This window comes from Polaribacter pectinis (assembly GCF_014352875.1).
Lineage (GTDB): Bacteria > Bacteroidota > Bacteroidia > Flavobacteriales > Flavobacteriaceae > Polaribacter > Polaribacter pectinis.
In genome coordinates this window covers 3,409,646-3,430,414 of sequence record NZ_CP060695.1, presented here as the reverse complement: position 1 = coordinate 3,430,414, position 20,769 = coordinate 3,409,646, and the positions used below count along the sequence as shown (strand labels likewise).

The following is a 20,769-nucleotide window of genomic DNA, read 5'->3' as shown; positions in this document are numbered from 1 at the left end:
ATTGTTTTTAGTGATCTAATGGTAAACTACTTACCTTATTTATATATTCTTTTTTTGCTGTAAAAACCCACCAAAATAGAATTACAAAAAAAGTAAAAAATATAAGTAGTGATATCATTGGATAAATTTCTATTCCTGTAATACTTTCTAAATGCCCTTTTATAAACTTAAACATGGTTTCTAATTTTTAGCGGTTTTCTGTTCGTCTTTTACTTTAATATCTGTTCCCAAACGTTGAATGTATGCTATAAGTGCTACAATTTCTCTGTTCTTCATTTCTATAAAAGCTTCACCATTTTCTTCTGCATACTTTTTATCAGCATCATAAGTTTTAGCAAAATCTGGGTCTCCATAAAGGTTTTCTTCAATTTTGGTTCCTTGCTCTAACATGTGTTGTTGTGCGTTTGCAATTTCTTCCTCCGTATATGGAACACCTAAAGAAACCATAACCTCCATCTTATCTTCAGTTGAAGACTTATCCAATTCACTTGAAACTAACCATTTGTATGACGGCATAATTGAACCAGGTGACGTACTTTGCGGATCATACATGTGATTTAAGTGCCAACTATCGTTATATTTTTGACCAACTCTATGCAAATCTGGTCCAGTACGTTTACTTCCCCATAAAAAAGGATGATCGTAAACAAATTCTCCTGCTTTAGAATACTCTCCATAACGTTCTACTTCACTTCTAAATGGTCTTACCATTTGAGAGTGACAACCCACACAACCTTCTCTAATGTAAAGATCTCTACCTTCTAACTCTAAAGGTGTATAAGGCTTTACGCTACTAATTGTTGGTATGTTAGATTTCACTAATATTGTAGGTATAATTTGTACTGCTCCCCCTATTAAAATAGCAATGGTTGCATAAACTGTTAATTTAACAGGTTTTCTTTCTAACCAAGTATGCCATCCTTCTCCTTTGGTTCTATATTTAGAAACTTTTGTTAAAGCCGGAGCTTCTGCTAATTCATCTGTAACTGCACTTCCTGATCTTACAGTTCTTATTACATTGTATAACATTACAAATGCACCAAGGATGTATAAACTACCCCCAATTGCACGCATCCAATACATTGGAATAATTTCATTTACTGTTTCCAAGAAATTTCCATAGGTTAAAGAACCGTCTGGGTTAAATTGTTTCCACATAGAAGCTTGAACAAAACCTGCAACATACATTGGTAATGCATATAAAATGATTCCTAATGTTCCTATCCAGAAATGGACGTTTGCTAATGCTATAGAATATAATTTTGTTTTAAATAATCTTGGTATCATCCAATATAACATACCAAAAGCTAAAAACCCGTTCCAAGCCAATGCTCCAACATGAACGTGTGCAATAATCCAGTCACTAAAATGCGCAATTGCATTTACATTTTTTAAAGATAATAATGGGCCTTCAAAAGTTGCCATACCATAACCGGTAATGGCTACAACCATAAACTTTAAAACAGGATCTGTTCTAACTTTATCCCAAGCTCCACGTAAAGTTAATAATCCATTTATCATTCCTCCCCAAGAAGGTGCTAAAAGCATTACAGAAAAGGCAACTCCTAGATTTTGTGCCCATTCTGGTAAAGATGTGTATAATAAATGGTGAGGTCCAGCCCAGATGTAAATAAAGATTAAAGACCAAAAATGAACAATAGAAAGTCTGTAAGAATATACAGGTCTGTTTGCTGCTTTTGGTACAAAATAATACATTAACCCTAAAAATGGTGTTGTTAAGAAAAATGCTACGGCATTATGTCCATACCACCATTGTACCAGTGCATCTTGAACTCCTGCGTAAACAGAATATGATTTTAAGAAACCAACTGGTAATGCTAAACTATTAAATATATGTAAAACTGCAACAGTTACAAATGTTCCTAAATAGAACCAAATTGCAACATACAAATGACGTTGTCTTCTTTGAAGAATTGTCCAAATCATATTAGCTCCAAAGGCAACCCAAACTAAAGCAATGGCAATATCAATTGGCCATTCTAATTCTGCATATTCTTTAGAAGATGTATATCCTAATGGCAGTGTTATTGCGGCTGCAACAATAATTGCTTGCCAACCCCAAAAGTTAAAATTACTTAAAAAGTTACTTGCCATTCTAGCTTTTAGCAATCTTTGAAGCGAATAATAAACACCCGCATAAATTGCATTACCTACAAAGGCAAAAATAACTGCATTGGTATGTAGTGGTCTTAAACGCCCAAAACTTAACCACGAAATCCCGTCTGTTAAATTCGGGAATAAAAACATTGTTGCCAATAATAACCCCACAGAGAACCCCACAATTCCCCATAATAGGGTTGCGTAGATGAATTTTTTTACGATTTTATTATCGTAATAAAATTGTTGCATTTCCATAATTTAATATTTAATCTTTAGTTAATTTTTTTGGTTTTTCTTTTACAAGTTCATCATCAAATAGCATACGAACAGATGGCGTATATGAATCATCATACTGCCCTTGTTTTACTGAATAAATAAATGCGATAAAGAATACAATTGCCACTAAAATACTTAGTGAAAGTAGTAGGTATATTACGCTCATATCTTGCCTGATAATTAATACATCAAAAATAATATTGATTTGTTATTCAAAATATGACAATTATCATATTTCCTAATTTTTTGTTAAAAAAATCTAAATAGTCATCGAAAATAATTGTGTTTTTGGTTTGTTTTCTAATAAATGAAGATCGAAAGCCATACAAATGTTACGAACATAAGGTCTTGCTTTTTCTGGAATTGAAAGCGAATTCTCATAAACCTCAACCAAACCATCTTTCTCCATTTCTTCTAACAACTTTAAATGTTTTTCTACATTCTTTATTTTCATATGGTCTGCTTCCCAAGAAGTAGTGAAATTACACATCATATTTAAAATATGTTTTCTCATAATTCTATCTTCTTCGGATAATAAATGTCCTCTAAAAATTGGAATTTCACCTTCATTTACTAATTTTTGATATTCCTTAACTGTCTTTACATTCTGCGCAAATGCGTACCAAGAATCAGAAATTGCAGACATACCCAAACCGACCATTAATAAAGTTTTGTTAGCTGTATACCCCATAAAATTTCTATGGATTGTTTTGTTGATAGTTGCTTCATACAAACTATCTGTCTTTAACGCAAAATGATCCATTCCTATTTCTTCGTAGCCTAATTCTGCGAACAATTCTTTTCCGATTTCGTATAACTCTCTTTTTTCGTCATTCTTTGGTAAATCGTCTTCATTAAAACCTCTTTGACCTACTCCTTTTACCCAAGGAACATGAGCATAACTGTAAAATGAAATTCTATCTGGTTGTAATTCTTTCGTTTTATTAATGGTATGAATTACAGCTTCCTTCGTTTGAAATGGCAAGCCAAAAATTAAATCGTGACTCACAGAATCGTAGCCAATTTCTCTTGACCATTTTGTTACTTGTTCTACAGCTTCAAAAGGCTGAATTCTATGAATCGATTTTTGTACTTTTTCATTATAATCTTGCACTCCAAAACTAACTCTAGTAAACCCACAATCGAACAATGTTTGTAATTGTTCTTTGGTTGTATTATTTGGATGACCTTCAAAACTAAACTCGTGATCTGGATGTTTTTCAGCAATTGAAAAAATACCATCCATTAAATATTTTAAGTTTTCTTTGGAGAAAAAAGTAGGTGTTCCTCCTCCTAAATGTAACTCTTTAATAATTGGTTTTTCATCTACTAAAGCAACATATAATTTCCATTCTTTTAAAACAGTTTCTATATATTCTTCTTCCACTTCATGACGTTTTGTAATGTGTTTATGACAGGCACAAAACGTACACAAACTCTCGCAAAAAGGCAAATGAATATAAATGCTAATTCCTTCTGAATAATTGCTCTCTATAAACGATTTTTGAAAAGAAGCAATCCAATCTTGTTTGTCTATTCCTTCTTTATTCCAATAAGGAACTGTTGGATAACTGGTATATCTTGGTCCTGGAATATTGTATTTCTGAATTAGTGATTTTTTCATAACTATAATACTTCTTTAACGCGTTTTACACTGTCGGTTTTCGATAAAGACAAACGCACAATACTGTTTTCAACTGCTGTTAAATTATGAATCTCATGTGGTTTTAAAGAGAGAATATGCCCAGAAGTTAATCTTCTTACCTCTCCATCTACTCCAAAATCGATAATTCCTTCAACAATATGTACAATTATTGCAAATGGTGCTTGGTGATCTTCCATCGTTTGCCCTTTCTTAAAAACAATTCTTATTTCTTTAGAGAAATCTGTATCTAACAAAAGAGACAATGCTGGCTTATCTTCACTGTACTTTATATCTTCTAAAAAAGAGGCTATATTCATAAACTTTATTTTATTTTATTACCTAGTATATTTGTTGAAATCGTTGTAAAAACGACAATACTTATAGAACTTAATGGCATTAAAATCGCTGCAATAACTGGCATTAATTGTCCTGTAACTGCAAAATACAATCCAACTACATTATAGCATAAAGAGAGAATAAAACAATATTTTATAATTTTGATTGCCTTTTTAGATGCGTTTATATAAGTTCCTATTTTATTAAATTTTTCTGCATCTAAAATTCCATCACAAGCAGGAGAAAAAACGTTTATATTTTCTGATAAAGCTATACCAACATCACTTTGTGCCAAAGCACCAGCATCATTTAAACCATCGCCAATCATGGCCACTTTTTTATTTTCTTTTTGAAGTTTCGCAACAACCTCTAATTTATCTTCGGGTTTTTGATTGAATAACAAATTCGTTCCTTCAGGTAAATTTTCTTGTAAATATGTTTTTTCTCCTTCATTATCTCCTGAAACAACTGATAAATTATAAGTTTTCTCTAAAGATGAAAACAATGCCTTCACACCTTTTCTATACGCATTTTTAAAAATGAATTTCCCTTTGTACTCATCATTAAAACTTACGTGAACAGCAGTGTCTAAAGTTACTTTTTCGTTATTATTATTTACAAAAAATGCAGATCCTAATTTTATGATATTTTCTTGATAATTTGCAGCAATTCCTTTCCCTACAACTTCATTATAATCAGTAATAGCAAGGTTTTCAACCTCATTAAAAGTAGTATACAAAGTTCTGCTTAAAGGATGATTTGAAGCCCTTAAAGCACTTTTTAAAATGCTTTTTTCTTGCTGATTTAAGGCAATACCCTCATAGTTAATTTTACTTTCTTTGTTGGTAGTTAAGGTTCCTGTTTTATCGAAAATTAGTGTATCTATTTTTGCTAATTGCTCAATTACAGTGGCGTTTTTTAAATAGAATTTCTGTTTTCCAAAAATACGTAGCATATTTCCCAAAGTGAAAGGTGCAGCCAAAGCAATTGCACAAGGACAAGCAATAATTAAAACAGCTGTAAAAACATTTAAAGCTTTACTGGCATCAAAAAACAACCAATAAGCAGTAGAAAGAAATGCAATTAACAAAACAGCAATAGTAAAGTTTTTACTGATGTTATCTGTAATAGTTTTAAAAGGAGATTTGTTGTCTTTCTGAAAAACATCGTTACTCCACAATTGAGTTAAATAACTTTGCGAGACAGAAGACAAAACTTCCATTTCTATCACTCCAGATAATTGTTTTCCTCCTGCAAATAGTTTATCTCCAGATTTTTTATGGACTGCATTTGCTTCACCAGTAACAAAACTGTAATCTATTTCTGCATTTCCATTGATTAAAATTCCATCTACAGGAATTAATTCTTGGTTTCTAATTAATAATCTGTTTCCTTTTTCAATGTCATAAATTTGTACATTTTCTTCTTTTCCTTTGGATGAAATTCTAGTAACTGCAATTGGAAAATAAGATTTATAATCTCGTTCGAAAGACAAAAAATTATACGTTTTCTGCTGAAAAAATTTCCCTAATAATAAAAAGAAAACCAAACCTGTTAAACTGTCAAAAAAACCGGTTCCTAAATCGAAAATAATTTCTACAGAACTTCTTATAAATAACACAGATATTCCAAGTGCAATAGGAACATCAATATTTAAAATCTTAGAGCGTAAACCTTTATAAGCTGAAATAAAATAGTCTTTCCCTGCATAAAAAACTACTGGTAAAGAAAAGAAAAACATTAACCATCTAAAGATATTTTTATATTTTTCTATCCAAAAACCATCCACCTGAAAATATTCTGGAAATGAGAGAAACATTACGTTTCCAAACGCAAAACCTGCAATTCCTAACTTATAAGTTAAGCTTCTATCTACTGCTTTTTTTCCAGCTTCGTAATCTTCTAAACTAATATATGGTTCATAGCCAATTGAACTTAATAAGAGTACAATTTCTTTAAGAGAAGTTGTTTCTGAATTATAAGTGATTCTAACTGTTTTTTTTGGAAAATCTACTTGAGAAGAAGATATTTTCTCATTTAATTTATGTAAATTCTCTAAAACCCAAATACAAGAACTACAATGTATGTGTGGAATATATAATGTTGTAATGTGAAGATTACCATCTGAAAAATCTAATAACTTTTCCGCAATTTCTTTGTTGTCCAAGAAGTCATATTTCCCCTGAATTTCAGCGGGAATTGCTCCTGGATTGTCTTGAAAATTGTAGTAACAAGTTAAATCGTTCTCCGAAAAAATCTCATAAACAGTCTTACAACCATTACAACAGAAGTTTTTTTCATCAAATTTAATGCTATTGTCATCACAAGAATCGCCACAGTGGTAACATTGTGTAGATTTCATATTTACTCTTTTGCCTATTGCAAATTTCCGTTAAGAAAGCAATTTAAAACATGATAATTGTCAGTTTTTTAATATATTTGAGTTACTAACTATTTCTAACTATTATGAGCAAATGTGAACAGTGTATTGTTCGTCAATTTAACACTTTAAAACATCTTTCTAAAGATGAACTATTGCGTATTTCTGCTTGTAAAACTTCTTTGGTTATTAAAAAAGGAGAATCTATTTTTGAAGAAGGTGAGCATTTAAATGGTGTCTTCTGTATAAAAAACGGTGTTTGTAAAGTCTCAAAAATGAGCGAGAATGGAAGAAATCAAATTATTAGTTTAGTAAAAAGAGGCGATATATTAGGTGAAAGAAGTTTAGTTTCTGATGAAGTTGCAAACTTAAAAGCTGTTGCTTTAAGTGATATGGAGATTTGTTTTGTTCCAAAAGAAGAAATAATTAAAGATTTAGAAAAAAACCCTGACTTTACAATGGCAGTTTTAAAAAATATGGCTAGCATGCTTAAATCTGCAGATAATGTTATTGTAGATATGGCTCAAAAAACCGTAAAACAACGTTTAGCAGAAACTCTTATAAACCTAAAAGAAAGGTTTGATCTTAACGAAGATGGTATAATAGATGTTCAGCTTTCTAGAGAAGACATCGCTAATATTATTGGAACTGCAACTGAATCTGCAATTCGTTTATTGTCTGAATTAAAGAAGAAACAAATTATTGAATTTCGTGGGAAAGAAATCAAAATTTTAGATGAATCAGCTTTAGAAAAAATTGCACAAGGCTTTTAAAGCTTAAAAAGTTTTCTAATTATTACTATTCTTCTTTATATTCATAATATAAAAAATCGTTGTAAGGAAAACGCTGAATGTGAATTTTCTTTACTTCTTCGTACACTTCTTCTTTAAAATCTTCTAAATTCTCTTTGTTTAAGGCAGAAATAAATATAGATGAAACCTCTTTATCGTTCATCCAAGTTTTTTTCCAATCTTGTAATGTATAATGTTCTTTTGTCTTTTCTGAAACTAAATCATCTTCATCGATTGTTTCATGAGAATAAGCATCAATCTTATTAAAAACCATTAATGTAGGCTTGTCTGCACATTTAATATCATCTAAAATGGTATTTACAGATGCAATATGATCTTCAAAATTTGGGTGAGAAATATCTACAACATGTAATAATAAATCTGCTTCACGAACCTCATCTAATGTAGATTTAAAAGATTCTACCAATTGAGTTGGTAGTTTTCTAATAAAACCAACTGTGTCTGTCATTAAAAAAGGAATGTTCTTAATAACCACTTTTCTAACGGTTGTATCTAATGTAGCAAAGAGTTTGTTTTCAGCAAAAACATCACTTTTACTTATTACGTTCATCAACGTAGATTTACCAACGTTTGTATAACCAACTAAAGCGACACGAACTATTTTCCCACGATTTTTACGTTGGGTTGCCATTTGTTTATCAATAGTAAGCAACTTCTTTTTTAGAAGCACGATTCTATCGTTAATAATACGCCTATCCGTTTCAATTTCTGTTTCTCCAGGTCCACGCATTCCAATTCCCCCTTTTTGCTTGTCAAGGTGCGTCCAAAGTCGGGTTAAACGTGGCAATAAATATTGATGTTGGGCTAATTCTACTTGTGTTTTTGCAGAACTAGATTGTGCTCTTTGTGCAAAAATATCAAGTATTAGATTGGTTCTATCCAAGATTTTACAATCAAGAATCTTTTCGATATTTCTTAATTGCGCTGGCGATAATTCATCATCAAAAATAGCGGTACCAATATTTTTGGTTTCTATAAACTGTTTTACCTCTTCTAATTTTCCTGTTCCTAAAAATGTTTTAGGGTTTGGTCTTTCTAACTTTTGGGTAAAACGTTTTACAGCAACTCCACCTGCAGTTGTTGTTAAGAATTCTAACTCATCTAAAAATTCTTCAGATTGAGTTTCATCTTGATTTTGAGTAATTATACCGATTAAAACGGCTTTTTCTGAAATGGCTTCTTTTGAATCTATCATAGAATACAAAAGTACGAACAAATTTGTTTTAATAATATCAAATTTTCTAATTTGAATTTATAAAAAAAGCGAACATAAAATGTTCGCTTTAAATAGTTATATCTTAAAAAAAATTAAGAATCAATTCTACCAACTGCACAACTTACAAAAGATTTTGCTTTGTGAACAATTGTATTTTTATCTCCAACTTCTGGGTAACCTAATTTAGAAAGTTTTTCTTTTATTTGTTCTGTAGAACTATCAGTTGAAGTTACAGAAACAATTGAATTCTCAATATCTATTTCTACTTCACTTACGTTTTCTAAACTTAATAACCCCTTTTTAATAGTTGCTGCACAACCACCACATTTTAAATTTTCTATTTGTATATCTGTTTTCATTTTAATTAATTTTCTTTTTTCCATTGGTTGTATCCGCCAGAAACATTTATTACATTATACCCTTTTTCTTTTAATATTAAGGCAGCTTTTTCACTTCTATTACCACTTCTACAAATCAAATAAACTGGTTTATCTTTATCTAATTTACGTATTGCTTTTTCAGCAAAATCATCTTCAAAATAATTGGCAAATATGGCTGTTGCGATAAAACCTTCTTTTATTTCTTGTGGTGTTCTAACATCTATTAATTGAATTTTCTTTTTGCTTAATAGTGTTTTTAATTCCGCTGTTGTTATTGTTTCTAAAGTTTGGTTTTTATCACAATTTATAAAAAAGAAACTTATAACAAAGACGTATAGAAATTTTCTCATACTATTTTAAGGTTGATGGACAAACTGCATCTGTTCTCTCGATATTTGTATTTCTAATTGCTGCATAACCTCCTGCAACATCTATAACATTATGAAATCCTCTAGCCTTTAAAATAGATGCTGCAATTACAGAACGATAACCTCCCGCACAATGCACATAAAATTCTTGCTTCTTTGGAAAATCAGAAATATGTTTATTTAAGAAATCTAATGGCGTACTTTCTGCTACTTTTATATGTTCGCTTGCATATTCACCTGGTTTTCTTACATCGAAAACTAATGCTTTTTCTTTAATTTTTTCTTCTAAAACATCTACAGAAACAGATTCTAAAGTATCGTATTCTTTATCGTTTTTTTTCCATGAGTCGAAACTTCCTTCTAAATAACCTAGAACATTATCGAAACCAACTCTAGAAAGTCTAGTAATTACTTCTTCTTCTCTACCATTTTCCGAAACTAACAAAATTGGTTGTTTTGTATCTTTTATTAAAGCGCCAACCCAAGGTGCAAAACCTCCATCGACTCCAATAAAAATAGATTGTGGAATAAAACCTTTTATAAATTCTGATTGATGTCTTACATCTAAAATAATAGCATCAGTTTCATTTGCTATAATTTCAAAATCATTAACAGATAATGGTTTTGCACTATTTTTGATAACATCTTCTATATCTTGATAACCTTCTTTATTCATTTGAACATTTAAAGGGAAATAAGCTGGTGGTGGTAATAAACCATCTGTAACTTCTTTTACAAATTCCTCTTTTGTCATGTCTGCTCTTAATGCATAATTGGTTTCTTTTTGATTGCCAATTGTACCTACAGTTTCTTTGCTTAAATTTTTACCACAAGCAGAACCTGCTCCATGAGCTGGATATACAATTACATCATCTGCCAAAGGCATTACTTTATTTCTTAAACTATCAAATAAAAAACCTGCCAAATCTTTTTCTGTAATATCTCCTTTTTGTGCTAAATCTGGTCTACCAACGTCTCCTAAAAATAAAGTATCTCCGCTAAAAAGAGCGTGATCTTTTCCGTTTTCATCTTTTAACAAGTAACAAGAGCTTTCCATTGTATGACCTGGAGTATGTAAAAGTGTTATCGTAATATCGCCAACTTTAAAAACTTGATTATCTTCTGCTATTATTGCATCGAAGCTAGTTTTTGCTGTTGGTCCATAGACTATTTTTGCGCCTGTTTTTTCTGCTAACGTAACATGTCCACTCACAAAATCTGCATGAAAATGTGTTTCGAAAATATATTTAATTTTCGCATTGTTATTTTCTGCTCTATCGATATAATCTTGTACTTCTCTTAATGGATCTATAATTGCAACTTCGCCATTACTTTCTATATAATAAGCTCCTTGAGCTAAGCAACCTGTATAAATTTGTTCTATTATCATTCTATATTTTTGTCTTCTAACCAACTTCAAAATAACATTAAAACCTCTGTTTTTAAAATGATATTTGTCAGTTTCATTCTTAATTATTTATATGCTTGATGAATATACTTTGCGTATTTTTCTTGGTGTTTTCTATCTCCTGTTTTGTAAAACTTTACTGCTTGGTTTGCTCTCATAAAAAAATGATTGATATTTATAATATCTAATATTCCGCATCTAAAAAGATCATCTCTTACAGGGCCTTTAACACCCGCAAAATAAAAAGTTACTCCTTTTTTCTGATAATACTTTACACGTTCCTTAAGCATTTCTAACCCTGTACTATCTACTCTATTGATACTTTCTGCATCTATAACTATCAATTTTAATGCCGTTCCTTTTTTTGATGCCATTTCATCTAAATTATCTCTAAAATAACTTGAATTCGCATAAAATAATTGAGCATCGAACCTAAATACTAAAATGTCATCATCTATAATAACTTCTTCGAATCTGTTTTTATTTCTATAAAAATTAGAGTTTGGTACTTTACCTAATTCAGTAACATAGGGTCTAGAAGTTCTAAAAATTAAAATGATTAAAGACAAACCAACACCAACTATAATTCCGTATTCAATACCAAATACTAATGTAGATATGAAAGTAGCCAACATTAACCAGAAATCTAAAATATTTGCTTTCCATAAAAAAGCTGCTTCTTTAAAGTTAATTAACCCAAAAACTGCCACAATAATTATAGCTGCTAAAACTGTTTTTGGTAAATGGTAAAATAATGGTGTTAGAAACAATAGAGTAATTACTACCATTACAACAGAAATTAAAGCTGCCATTCCTGTTCTTGCTCCACTTTCTTGGTTAATGGCAGAACGTGAAAAACTAGATGTAGATGGATATGCTTTAAATAATGAACCAACCATATTTGCCAGACCCAAAGCAATTAATTCTTGGTTTGGCCTTATTCTGTATTCATCTTGTTTTGCTTCTAGCGATTTACCAATTGAAATAGTTTCTAAATAACCTACCATAACCAATGTTAATGCAATTGGTAACAATTCTCTCATTTGGTCAAAATCTAAATCTGGAACTCCAAATTTTGGTAAACCTGAAGGAATATCTTTAACTATAGCAACATCAGCAAAAGATTTTCCAAAATATTTCATAATAACAATCCCAAAAACAACCACGATTAATGCATTCGGAATTTTTTTATTTATCTTTCTAAAAATGATTATTACTACAACAGAAATCAAACCTATTTTTGTTGTATGGTTATTAAAATCTAAAATTTGCAACCATATATCTTCTAAAATGACTTGTATTTGATCGCTTTGTATAAAGTCTACTCCTAATAAGTTTCTAAACTGGTTTAAACCAATAATTAATGCAACCGCAGATGTGAAGCCTGTTATTACGGGTTTTGATAAGAAATTAACAATAAAACCTAAACTGAAAACTCCTAATATGAATTGAATAGTACCTACCATTAAAGCTAATAGAATAGCAATGGATATGTAACTTTCTGAACCAGCTAGTGCTAAAGTAGAAACTCCTGTAGCAACAATTAAAGAATCCATTGCAACTGGGCCAATTGCCACTTGTCTAGAAGAACCAAATATTGCATACATTAATTGTGGAACCAAAGCACAATATAATCCGTAAATTGGTGGCAAACCTGCAATAAGAGCATAAGCAATTCCTTGTGGAATTAAAATAATACCAACAGTGATTCCCGCTACTAAATCTCCTTTAAATAAAGAGGTATTGTAGTTTGGTAACCACTCTAAAATTGGTATGACTTTTTTTATGTTCATCAATTAAAATAACTCTCCTTGATTTCTTCCTTTTGTTCTACCTAGATGGGTGTATGCTAATTCTGTAACTTCTCTTCCTCTTGGAGTTCTCATTATAAAACCTTGTTGAATTAAAAAGGGTTCATAAACTTCTTCAATGGTTTCTGTATTTTCACTAACAGCAGTCGCAATTGTACTTAAACCAACTGGGCCACCTTTAAATTTATCGATAATGGTTTTAAGAATCTTATTATCCATTTCATCTAAACCGTGAGCATCCACATTCAATGCCTTTAAAGCGTATTGAGCAATTTCTATGGTAATATTTCCATCTCCTTTAATCTGTGCAAAATCTCTAACTCTACGTAATAATGCATTTGCAATTCTTGGTGTTCCTCTACTTCTACCAGCAATTTCAATGGCTGCTTCCATAGAAATTGGTACTCCTAAAATATGTGCACTTCTTTGAATAATTGTTGTTAATAAATCGGTTTTGTAATAATGTAATCTACTACTAATTCCAAATCTTGCTCTCATTGGCGCAGTTAACAATCCTGAACGAGTTGTTGCACCAATTAAAGTAAATGGTTCTAAATTGATTTGAACTGTTCTAGCATTTGGACCAGATTCAATCATAATATCAATTTTGTAATCTTCCATAGCAGAATACAAATACTCTTCAACAATTGGACTTAATCTGTGAATTTCATCAATAAAAAGCACATCTCTTTCATCTAGGTTAGTAAGCAAACCTGCTAAATCTCCAGGCTTATCTAAAACGGGTCCTGATGTTACTTTTATACCAACTTGTAATTCGTTTGCTAAAATATGCGCAAGTGTTGTTTTCCCTAAACCTGGAGGCCCGTGAAACAATGTATGATCTAAAGCTTCATCTCTTTGATTTGCAGCTTCTACAAAAACTTTTAGATTATCAATTGCTTGATCTTGACCTGTAAAATCATCGAAGGAAAGTGGACGCAATTTTTTTTCAACGTCTAAATCTTCATTTGATAAATTGGTGTTTTCAGGATTTAAGTTTTCGTTCATAAATACAAAGATAATAGTTTTTATAGGACATTTTCTGTAAGATTTGTTACATAACAAAAAAACCTTTCCGAAAAATGGAAAGGCTTTTTATTATTATATAATTTTATTTTATGATGGATCTTCACCTTCTAGTAAAGGTGTTGTTTGTAAAACAAAGTCTTTACCATGTAAATAATCGCTATCATCATCTTTAGGATCTACACGCTTACTATAGTCATAAGCCCATCTGTGAACTTCAGGAATTTTACCTGGCCAGTTACCGTGAATATGTTCTACTGGTGTAGTCCATTCTAATGTATTAGAGTTCCAAGGGTTTTGTGTTGCTTTTTGACCTCTGTACATAGAGATGAAAAAGTTTGCTATAAAAAATATTTGAGCAAAACCACCAACCAATGCAAAAATTGTAATTACTACATTGATATCAGATAAGTCATCAAACATAGGAAATGCAGTATTAGAATAATATCTTCTTGGTAAACCTGCTAATCCAATAAAGTGCATTGGCCAGAAAACTCCATAAGCACAAATTATGCTTAACCAAAAGTGCCAATAACCTAAAGTTTTATTCATCATTCTACCATACATTTTAGGAAACCAGTGATATACACCAGCAAACATTCCAAATATAGCGGAAACACCCATTACTAAATGGAAATGCGCTACTACAAAGTATGTATCATGAATATTAATATCTAAAGCAGAATCTCCTAATACCAAACCTGTTAAACCTCCTGTTACGAATGTAGAAACTAAACCGATAGAGAATAACATTGCAGGATTCAACTGTAAGTTTCCTTTCCATAAAGTAGTAATATAATTAAATGCTTTTACTGCAGATGGAATTGCAATTAATAGGGTTGTAAATGTAAATACTGAACCTAAAAATGGATTCATACCAGAAATAAACATATGATGTCCCCAAACAATTGTAGATAAAAATGCAATTGCCATAATAGAACCAATCATTGCTCTATAACCAAAAATCGGTTTTCTAGAGTGAGTAGATATAATTTCTGATGTTATTCCTAAAGCAGGTAATAATACAATATATACTTCTGGATGTCCTAAAAACCAAAATAAGTGTTCAAACAATACTGGTGATCCACCTTGGTAGTGTAATACTTCACCAGAAATAAAGATATCTGATAAGTAAAATGATGTTCCAAAGCTTCTATCAAAAATTAACAATAAAGCTGCTGATAATAATACAGGGAAAGAAACAACACCAATAATTGCAGTAATAAAGAATGCCCACATAGTTAATGGCAATCTTGTCATTTTCATTCCTTTTGTTCTTAAGTTAAATATTGTTACAATATAGTTTAAAGAACCAATTAATGAAGATGCAATAAATATAGCCATAGATACCAACCATAAAGTCATACCTGCACCAGAACCTGGAATTGCTTGTGGTAATGCACTTAAAGGTGGATAGATTGTCCAACCTGCAGATGCTGGTCCTGCTTCAACAAATAATGAAATCACCATGATTATACTTGATAAAAAGAATAACCAATAAGAAACCATATTTAAAAAACCAGAAGCCATGTCTCTTGCTCCAATTTGCAATGGAATTAATAAGTTAGAAAATGTACCACTTAAACCTGCCGTAAGTACAAAGAAGACCATGATAGTACCATGAATTGTTACCAATGCTAAATACATATCTGGATTCATTACTCCATCTGTTTGATGAGGGCCTAAAAATGCTTCAATAATTGAAAACGATTTTTCTGGCCATGCAATTTGCATACGAAATAACATAGACATAAATACACCAATAATACCCATAAACATACCTGTTACTAGGAATTGTTTAGAGATCATTTTATGATCTTGACTAAAAATATATTTTGTTACAAATGTTTCTTTATGATGATGATCTGACATAATCTATTTATTTGTAGTATCTTAATTTAATTATTTAATAACTGATGCTAATGTTGGTTGCTCTGCAATCCATTTGTCGTACTCTTCTTGTTCTACAACAGTAATTTTCATTTGCATGTTGTAATGAGAAGCTCCACAAATTTTATTACATAATAACAAATAATCAAACACGTAAGGATCTTCTCCTTTAGCTTGTCTTATTTTGTTAATTCCTTTTGTTTTTTTAATAACTTCAGGTTGTTGTCTCATTTCTTCGGTAGTGTATTTTGGTGTAAAACCAAATTCTGTAACCATACCAGGAACACAATTCATTTGAGCTCTAAAATGGGGCATATAAGCTGAATGTAAAACATCTTGAGAACGGAATTTAAAATGTATTTTTCTTCCTTTTGGCAAATACAATTCTGTTACTTGTTTATCGTCAGCAGAATTTTTATCAGTCATATCAACACCCATCGTGTTAATACCTTTAATATAGTTTACGTTTCCTAAACCTAAAGCATTATCTTCTCCTGCATAACGTGCATCCCATCTAAATTGTTGAGAATATACTTCAATTACAACTGCATCTTTTTCATCAGATAAATCCATAATGTCATTCCATTGCCATAAACCATATCCAATTAAGAACACAAGAACAACAGCTGGAGTTACTGTCCAGATTAATTCAAGTTTGTGGCTATCTGCATAAAATTTAGCTTTTTTACCTTCCTTACCTCTATATTTAAATGTGAAGTAAAAGATTAAAAACTGCATAATAAACTGAACAATACCAATCAACCAAAATGTAATATCAAATAAATTGTCATCATGTTCTCCTTCAATAGAAGCAGATTCTGGTAACATAATTACATTCATGAAAATTAAACAGTAAATCATCATTGCGTATAAGAATACCATAAAATATATAGCATTTGTACCCTGCTTTGCGTTGTCTTTATCCGTGGCGATTACGCCTCTTAAGTTTAAAATCCTGGTTATTTGCCAGAAACTTACTCCGATTGCAACAGCTATAAAAATATAAAATAGAGCTAGCATAGTTATCTCGTCTTAATTATTTTAGTTCAAATTATTATTAATGATGATCTGATGATCCTTCTCCTCTGTGTTCAATATTATAATAGTGAAAGTGTTCACTTTCTTCTAAAAATGGATTTCCTTGTGGTATAGGATTTGCTTTAGCGAATGCACTAAATGTAGCATAAATAAAGATTCCTAAAAAGAATAACAAGGCACTTAATTCTGCAATACCGAAAGACCATTGTGCACCAACTGTTGCAGGCATAACCATTACAAAAATATCTATATAGTGTCCTGCAAGAATAACAATACCTCCAATTACAACAAACCAAGGAATACTCTTAAAGTCGCTATTTAATAATAACAATATTGGGAATACAAAATTCATACCTACCATAGCTAAAAATGGTAATTTATATTCATTAAATCTTGCTACAAAGTAAGTTGTTTCTTCCGGAATGTCTGCATACCAGATTAACATAAATTGAGCAAACCATAAATAAGTCCAAAATACAGAAAAACCAAACATGAATTTAGCTAAATCATGAATATGACTATCGTTTACTCCTGGTAAAGCTCCTTTAGAACGTAAGTATATTGTAACAAAAGCAATTGCTGTTAAAGCACTTACTAGTAAACTTGCTAGAACATACCAACCAAATAATGTAGAGAACCAGTGAGGATCTAATCCCATAATCCAATCCCAAGACATCATAGATTCTGTAATCATAAATAGGAAAATAAATCCTACAGATACATTGTAATTTAATTTATATGTTTTACCACCATCATTTGCAGTATCCTCTTTAATAGAATTTCTACGGATAAACCATCTGTAAGCATTCCATATTACTAAATAGATTATACTTCTAATTGTCCAACCTGGAATATTCATCCACCAAGCTTTACCTTCTATAATAGGATCATAATTTGCACTTGTTGGGTCGAAAACTCCTTCTGCCATCCAAGGAAAAAGGTGATTAATGTGCATTACCGAAGCAATTACTACAAATAACATTATTACAGATGTTGGCACTAAATTAGCTGTTATTGCTTCCATTACTCTAAACAAAACAACAGACCAACCAGATTGTGCTACTCTTTGCGATGCATAAAAGGCTAATACCAATAATGTAACTCCTAAAAAGAAAAATAATGCTACATAAAATGCAGCCCAAGGTTTATTTTGCAATTGATGAAAAACATGCTCATCATGTTTTGCGTCATGATGCTCTGCATGATCACCTGAAGAAGCATGTGCTTCTTTTTTAACACCATGAGAATCAAATACAGCATCACTTTTGTGATCTTCTTTTGAAACTTCATCATGAGAATCACCATGAGTGTTTCCATGTGATGACACTTGATGTGCTATAATTTCTTTAGCTTCTTCAACAGTTTTAGGTGCTGAATAAAAACTATATGCAATACCCAAAGCTCCTAAAATAATTAGTGCTAATGAGAATGTTTTTAATTTACCTGAGAATTGATACATATCTTTCGTATTCTTCTTTTTGTAATTATTTTGCTAATTCTATACGTAATTGTTCTACGTATTGTACTATTTGCCAACGCTCTTTATACGTTAATTGAGATGCATGTGAACCCATTAAGTTTTTACCGTGCATGATTACATGATAAATACTACCTGCGTTTATATCTCTATCTTTATAGTTAGGAATCCCAGAAAATTTCTCTCTTTGAGATAAAACCCCATTTCCATCACCTTTAGTTCCATGACAAGTTGCACAATAAATATCGTACATTTTTTTTCCGTTCTCTAAATTTTCTTCAGAAGCTTCAATAGGATTTGTTAATTCGGCTTTTGCTTTTTCATATCCTTCATTAGTATTAGGAATATCATAACTAGCATGGCCTCCACGTGCAATTGTTCCTGCAACTGGCTCCGAATTTACTGGATTCCCATTTAAACCTTCTGCTCCATTTGGATTATATGGTACAGATACATACATATCAGGCATATATTGAAGGCTAGGTGTTCTTCTATTGTTACAAGAAATAAAACTTGCAACAACTAGTAAAGCGATAATTAATCTAAAATTCTTCATTATCATCTATCTATTAGTGCTTGTCTACTATATTAATTTCTACAGCTCCTGTAGTTGCTAATAAAGCTGTTAATTCTGCTTCATTGTTATGTACAGGTATTTCCATTAAAAAATGATCATCTGTAGTTCTTGGATCAGGATTCTCTGCCTCTTTAAATGGCCAAATTCTACTTCTCATATAAAAAGTAATTACCATTAAGTGAGCTGCAAAAAACACTGTTAATTCAAACATAATTGGTACAAATGCTGGCATATTAGCAACCCAAGAAAAACTTGGTTTACCTCCAATATCTTGAGGCCAATCTTGAATCATCATGTAATTTGTCATCCAAATAGCAACAGACAAACCTGTGATTCCGTAAAAGAAAGCTGTAATAGCTAATCTTGTTGGAGCCAACCCCATAGCTTTGTCTAAACCATGTACTGGGAATGGACAAAATACTTCTTCAATATGATGATGTTTTGCTTTTACAACTTTCACTGCATCTAACAAAATTTCGTCATCAGTATAAAACGCATGAATAACTTTTGATGATTCCATAATTATTCGTTTAAATTGTTATCAGAATCTTCCTTTTTTACAGCTGCTTTTGCTACAACAATCGCAGGTTTTGTAGGAATTCCTTGTTCTCTTCTCTTCTTGTAAAATTCACCAGAAGATTTTAATATTGTTTTTACTTCCGCTTGCGCGATTACTGGGAATGTTCTTGCATATAATAAGAATAATACAAAGAAGAACCCAATTGTTCCAATAAAGATACCAACATCTACAAAAGTTGGCTCAAAACGCCACCATGTTGATGGTAAATGACCTTTACTTAATACAATTGCAATGATATCGAAACGTTCAAACCACATACCAATATTAATAAATATTGAAATGATAAATGACCATATAAAACTTCTTCTAATTTTCTTGAACCATAATAACTGTGGAGTTAAGATGTTAAAGAATAATAAAGAGTAGAATGCCCAAGCATAAGGACCTGTTGCAGCACCTACAGATAAATATGTGTAGTACTCATAAGGAGAACCTGTATACCAAGCTATAAAAAATTCAGTTGCATAAGCTACAGCTACAATTCCACCAGTTAAAATAATTACAATATTCATATATTCTACGTGCAAACGTGTAATATAATCTTCCATATTAGTAACTTTTCTCATAATACCTAATAACGTTTGTACCATTGCAAATCCAGAAAAGATAGCTCCAGCTACGAAATAAGGTGGGAAAATTGTTGAGTGCCAACCTGGGTTGATTGATGTTGCAAAGTCCATAGATACAATTGTATGTACAGAAAGTACTAATGGTGTTGCTAAACCTGCAAGTACCAAAGATACTTCTTCGAAACGTTGCCAATCTTTTGCTCTACCAGACCAACCAAATGATAATAAAGCGTAAATTTTCTTTTGAAAAGGTTTTACAGCTCTATCACGAATCATTGCAAAATCTGGTAATAAACCTGTCCACCAGAAAACTAATGATACAGATAAATATGTTGAGATTGCAAATACATCCCATAATAATGGTGAGTTAAAGTTTACCCAAAGTGATCCAAACTGGTTAGGAATTGGTAAAACCCAATATCCGTTCCAAGGACGCCCCATGTGAATGATTGGAAACAATCCAGCTTGAAAAACAGCAAAAATTGTCATTGCTTCTGCAGAACGGTTAATTGCCATTCTCCATTTTTGACGGAATAATAAAAGTACAGCAGAAATTAATGTTCCTGCATGACCAATACCTACCCACCATACAAAGTTAGTAATATCCCAAGCCCATCCAATGTTCTTGCTCAATCCCCAAACTCCAATACCAGTTCCTACTGTGTAAAAGATACATCCAAACCCCCATAGCATTGCTGCTAAAGAAATGTAAAATGCCATGTACCAATTCTTATTTGCTTTACCTTCTATAGGTTTTGCAATGTCTTCGGTAATATCGTGATATGTTTTATCACCTAATACTAAAGGTTCCCTTATGGGTGCTTCGTAATGAGACATATTTTTATATCTTAAATTTTAA

Annotated in this window: 19 protein-coding genes; 1 reads left to right on the top strand and 18 read right to left on the bottom strand. The window is 31.3% G+C overall.

The window, feature by feature from the left end:
- Positions 1-7 precede the first annotated feature (7 nt).
- The 6 genes from H9W90_RS15180 to H9W90_RS15155 form a co-directional block, all read right to left on the bottom strand.
- Positions 8-175, bottom strand: coding sequence for a CcoQ/FixQ family Cbb3-type cytochrome c oxidase assembly chaperone (locus tag H9W90_RS15180; RefSeq protein ID WP_187482417.1), 168 nt, complete (start codon positions 173-175; stop codon positions 8-10).
- A 5-nt stretch (positions 176-180) separates the two neighbouring features.
- Positions 181-2,376 carry a cytochrome-c oxidase, cbb3-type subunit I gene (gene ccoN, locus H9W90_RS15175; RefSeq protein WP_187482416.1) on the bottom strand — a complete coding sequence of 732 codons (2,196 nt, stop codon included), beginning with the start codon at positions 2,374-2,376 and terminating at the stop codon, positions 181-183.
- 10 nt (positions 2,377-2,386) lie between these two features.
- Positions 2,387-2,563: a cbb3-type cytochrome oxidase assembly protein CcoS gene (gene ccoS, locus H9W90_RS15170; RefSeq protein ID WP_187482415.1), complete on the bottom strand. Its 177-nt coding sequence runs from the start codon at positions 2,561-2,563 to the stop codon at positions 2,387-2,389.
- A gap of 93 nt (positions 2,564-2,656) precedes the next feature.
- On the bottom strand, positions 2,657-4,021 hold the full coding sequence (gene hemN / locus H9W90_RS15165; RefSeq protein ID WP_187482414.1) for an oxygen-independent coproporphyrinogen III oxidase: 1,365 nt from the start codon (positions 4,019-4,021) through the stop codon (positions 2,657-2,659).
- 2 nt (positions 4,022-4,023) lie between these two features.
- A complete protein-coding gene (locus tag H9W90_RS15160) occupies positions 4,024-4,359 on the bottom strand; it encodes an AraC family ligand binding domain-containing protein (RefSeq protein WP_187482413.1) in 336 nt (111 codons plus the stop codon).
- Between the two features lie 5 nt (positions 4,360-4,364).
- Positions 4,365-6,740, bottom strand: a complete 2,376-nt coding sequence (locus H9W90_RS15155) for a heavy metal translocating P-type ATPase (protein WP_187482412.1) — start codon at positions 6,738-6,740, stop codon at positions 4,365-4,367.
- 104 nt (positions 6,741-6,844) lie between these two features.
- On the opposite strand from H9W90_RS15155, the gene H9W90_RS15150 reads away from it, so the two are divergent.
- The gene (locus tag H9W90_RS15150; protein ID WP_187482411.1) at positions 6,845-7,531 is read left to right on the top strand and encodes a Crp/Fnr family transcriptional regulator; all 687 of its coding nucleotides are present in this window, start codon (positions 6,845-6,847) and stop codon (positions 7,529-7,531) included.
- A 25-nt stretch (positions 7,532-7,556) separates the two neighbouring features.
- On the opposite strand, the gene hflX is transcribed toward H9W90_RS15150, so the two are convergent.
- The 12 genes from hflX to nrfD all read right to left on the bottom strand — a co-directional run bounded on the left by hflX (position 7,557) and on the right by nrfD (position 20,747).
- A complete protein-coding gene (hflX, locus tag H9W90_RS15145; protein ID WP_187482410.1) occupies positions 7,557-8,765 on the bottom strand; it encodes a GTPase HflX in 1,209 nt (402 codons plus the stop codon).
- Positions 8,766-8,878: 113 nt separating this feature from the next.
- Entirely contained in the window at positions 8,879-9,145 is a 267-nt protein-coding gene (locus H9W90_RS15140) for a heavy-metal-associated domain-containing protein (RefSeq protein WP_187482409.1), read from the bottom strand.
- 5 nt (positions 9,146-9,150) lie between these two features.
- Positions 9,151-9,516, bottom strand: coding sequence for a rhodanese-like domain-containing protein (locus H9W90_RS15135; RefSeq protein WP_254712506.1), 366 nt, complete (start codon positions 9,514-9,516; stop codon positions 9,151-9,153).
- A gap of 1 nt (position 9,517) precedes the next feature.
- Entirely contained in the window at positions 9,518-10,924 is a 1,407-nt protein-coding gene (locus H9W90_RS15130; RefSeq protein ID WP_187482408.1) for an MBL fold metallo-hydrolase, read from the bottom strand.
- 83 nt (positions 10,925-11,007) lie between these two features.
- A complete protein-coding gene (locus H9W90_RS15125) occupies positions 11,008-12,735 on the bottom strand; it encodes a SulP family inorganic anion transporter (protein ID WP_187482407.1) in 1,728 nt (575 codons plus the stop codon).
- Between the two features lie 3 nt (positions 12,736-12,738).
- A complete protein-coding gene (gene ruvB / locus H9W90_RS15120; protein ID WP_187482406.1) occupies positions 12,739-13,761 on the bottom strand; it encodes a Holliday junction branch migration DNA helicase RuvB in 1,023 nt (340 codons plus the stop codon).
- 108 nt (positions 13,762-13,869) lie between these two features.
- Positions 13,870-15,651 carry a cytochrome c oxidase subunit I gene (locus tag H9W90_RS15115; protein WP_187482405.1) on the bottom strand — a complete coding sequence of 594 codons (1,782 nt, stop codon included), beginning with the start codon at positions 15,649-15,651 and terminating at the stop codon, positions 13,870-13,872.
- A 30-nt stretch (positions 15,652-15,681) separates the two neighbouring features.
- Positions 15,682-16,689 (bottom strand): cytochrome c oxidase subunit II, encoded by a 1,008-nt coding sequence (locus H9W90_RS15110; RefSeq protein ID WP_187482404.1) that lies wholly within the window; start codon positions 16,687-16,689, stop codon positions 15,682-15,684.
- Positions 16,690-16,726: 37 nt separating this feature from the next.
- Entirely contained in the window at positions 16,727-18,166 is a 1,440-nt protein-coding gene (locus H9W90_RS15105; protein WP_187482403.1) for an urease accessory protein UreE, read from the bottom strand.
- Between the two features lie 25 nt (positions 18,167-18,191).
- The gene (locus H9W90_RS15100) at positions 18,192-18,740 is read right to left on the bottom strand and encodes a c-type cytochrome (protein WP_187482402.1); all 549 of its coding nucleotides are present in this window, start codon (positions 18,738-18,740) and stop codon (positions 18,192-18,194) included.
- 13 nt (positions 18,741-18,753) lie between these two features.
- On the bottom strand, positions 18,754-19,281 hold the full coding sequence (locus tag H9W90_RS15095) for a DUF3341 domain-containing protein (protein WP_187482401.1): 528 nt from the start codon (positions 19,279-19,281) through the stop codon (positions 18,754-18,756).
- A 2-nt stretch (positions 19,282-19,283) separates the two neighbouring features.
- Complete coding sequence (nrfD, locus tag H9W90_RS15090) at positions 19,284-20,747, bottom strand: NrfD/PsrC family molybdoenzyme membrane anchor subunit (protein WP_187482400.1); 1,464 nt, start codon at positions 20,745-20,747, stop codon at positions 19,284-19,286.
- Positions 20,748-20,769 lie beyond the last annotated feature (22 nt).

Bases quoted from the DNA above. Each gene is read 5' to 3' on its own strand.
- H9W90_RS15095 (WP_187482401.1), bottom strand. From the start codon at position 19,281: ATGGAATCATCAAAAGTTATTCATGCGTTTTATACTGATGACGAAATT.
- H9W90_RS15110 (WP_187482404.1), bottom strand. From the start codon at position 16,689: ATGCTAGCTCTATTTTATATTTTTATAGCTGTTGCAATCGGAGTAAGT.
- hflX (WP_187482410.1), bottom strand. From the start codon at position 8,765: ATGATAGATTCAAAAGAAGCCATTTCAGAAAAAGCCGTTTTAATCGGT.
- nrfD (WP_187482400.1), bottom strand. From the start codon at position 20,747: ATGTCTCATTACGAAGCACCCATAAGGGAACCTTTAGTATTAGGTGAT.
- ccoS (WP_187482415.1), bottom strand. From the start codon at position 2,563: ATGAGCGTAATATACCTACTACTTTCACTAAGTATTTTAGTGGCAATT.
- ccoN (WP_187482416.1), bottom strand. From the start codon at position 2,376: ATGGAAATGCAACAATTTTATTACGATAATAAAATCGTAAAAAAATTC.
- H9W90_RS15130 (WP_187482408.1), bottom strand. From the start codon at position 10,924: ATGATAATAGAACAAATTTATACAGGTTGCTTAGCTCAAGGAGCTTAT.
- H9W90_RS15135 (WP_254712506.1), bottom strand. From the start codon at position 9,516: ATGAGAAAATTTCTATACGTCTTTGTTATAAGTTTCTTTTTTATAAAT.
- H9W90_RS15115 (WP_187482405.1), bottom strand. From the start codon at position 15,651: ATGTCAGATCATCATCATAAAGAAACATTTGTAACAAAATATATTTTT.
- H9W90_RS15125 (WP_187482407.1), bottom strand. From the start codon at position 12,735: ATGAACATAAAAAAAGTCATACCAATTTTAGAGTGGTTACCAAACTAC.
- ruvB (WP_187482406.1), bottom strand. From the start codon at position 13,761: ATGAACGAAAACTTAAATCCTGAAAACACCAATTTATCAAATGAAGAT.
- H9W90_RS15160 (WP_187482413.1), bottom strand. From the start codon at position 4,359: ATGAATATAGCCTCTTTTTTAGAAGATATAAAGTACAGTGAAGATAAG.
- hemN (WP_187482414.1), bottom strand. From the start codon at position 4,021: ATGAAAAAATCACTAATTCAGAAATACAATATTCCAGGACCAAGATAT.
- H9W90_RS15155 (WP_187482412.1), bottom strand. From the start codon at position 6,740: ATGAAATCTACACAATGTTACCACTGTGGCGATTCTTGTGATGACAAT.
- H9W90_RS15180 (WP_187482417.1), bottom strand. From the start codon at position 175: ATGTTTAAGTTTATAAAAGGGCATTTAGAAAGTATTACAGGAATAGAA.
- H9W90_RS15150 (WP_187482411.1), top strand. From the start codon at position 6,845: ATGAGCAAATGTGAACAGTGTATTGTTCGTCAATTTAACACTTTAAAA.
- H9W90_RS15105 (WP_187482403.1), bottom strand. From the start codon at position 18,166: ATGTATCAATTCTCAGGTAAATTAAAAACATTCTCATTAGCACTAATT.
- H9W90_RS15100 (WP_187482402.1), bottom strand. From the start codon at position 18,740: ATGAAGAATTTTAGATTAATTATCGCTTTACTAGTTGTTGCAAGTTTT.
- H9W90_RS15140 (WP_187482409.1), bottom strand. From the start codon at position 9,145: ATGAAAACAGATATACAAATAGAAAATTTAAAATGTGGTGGTTGTGCA.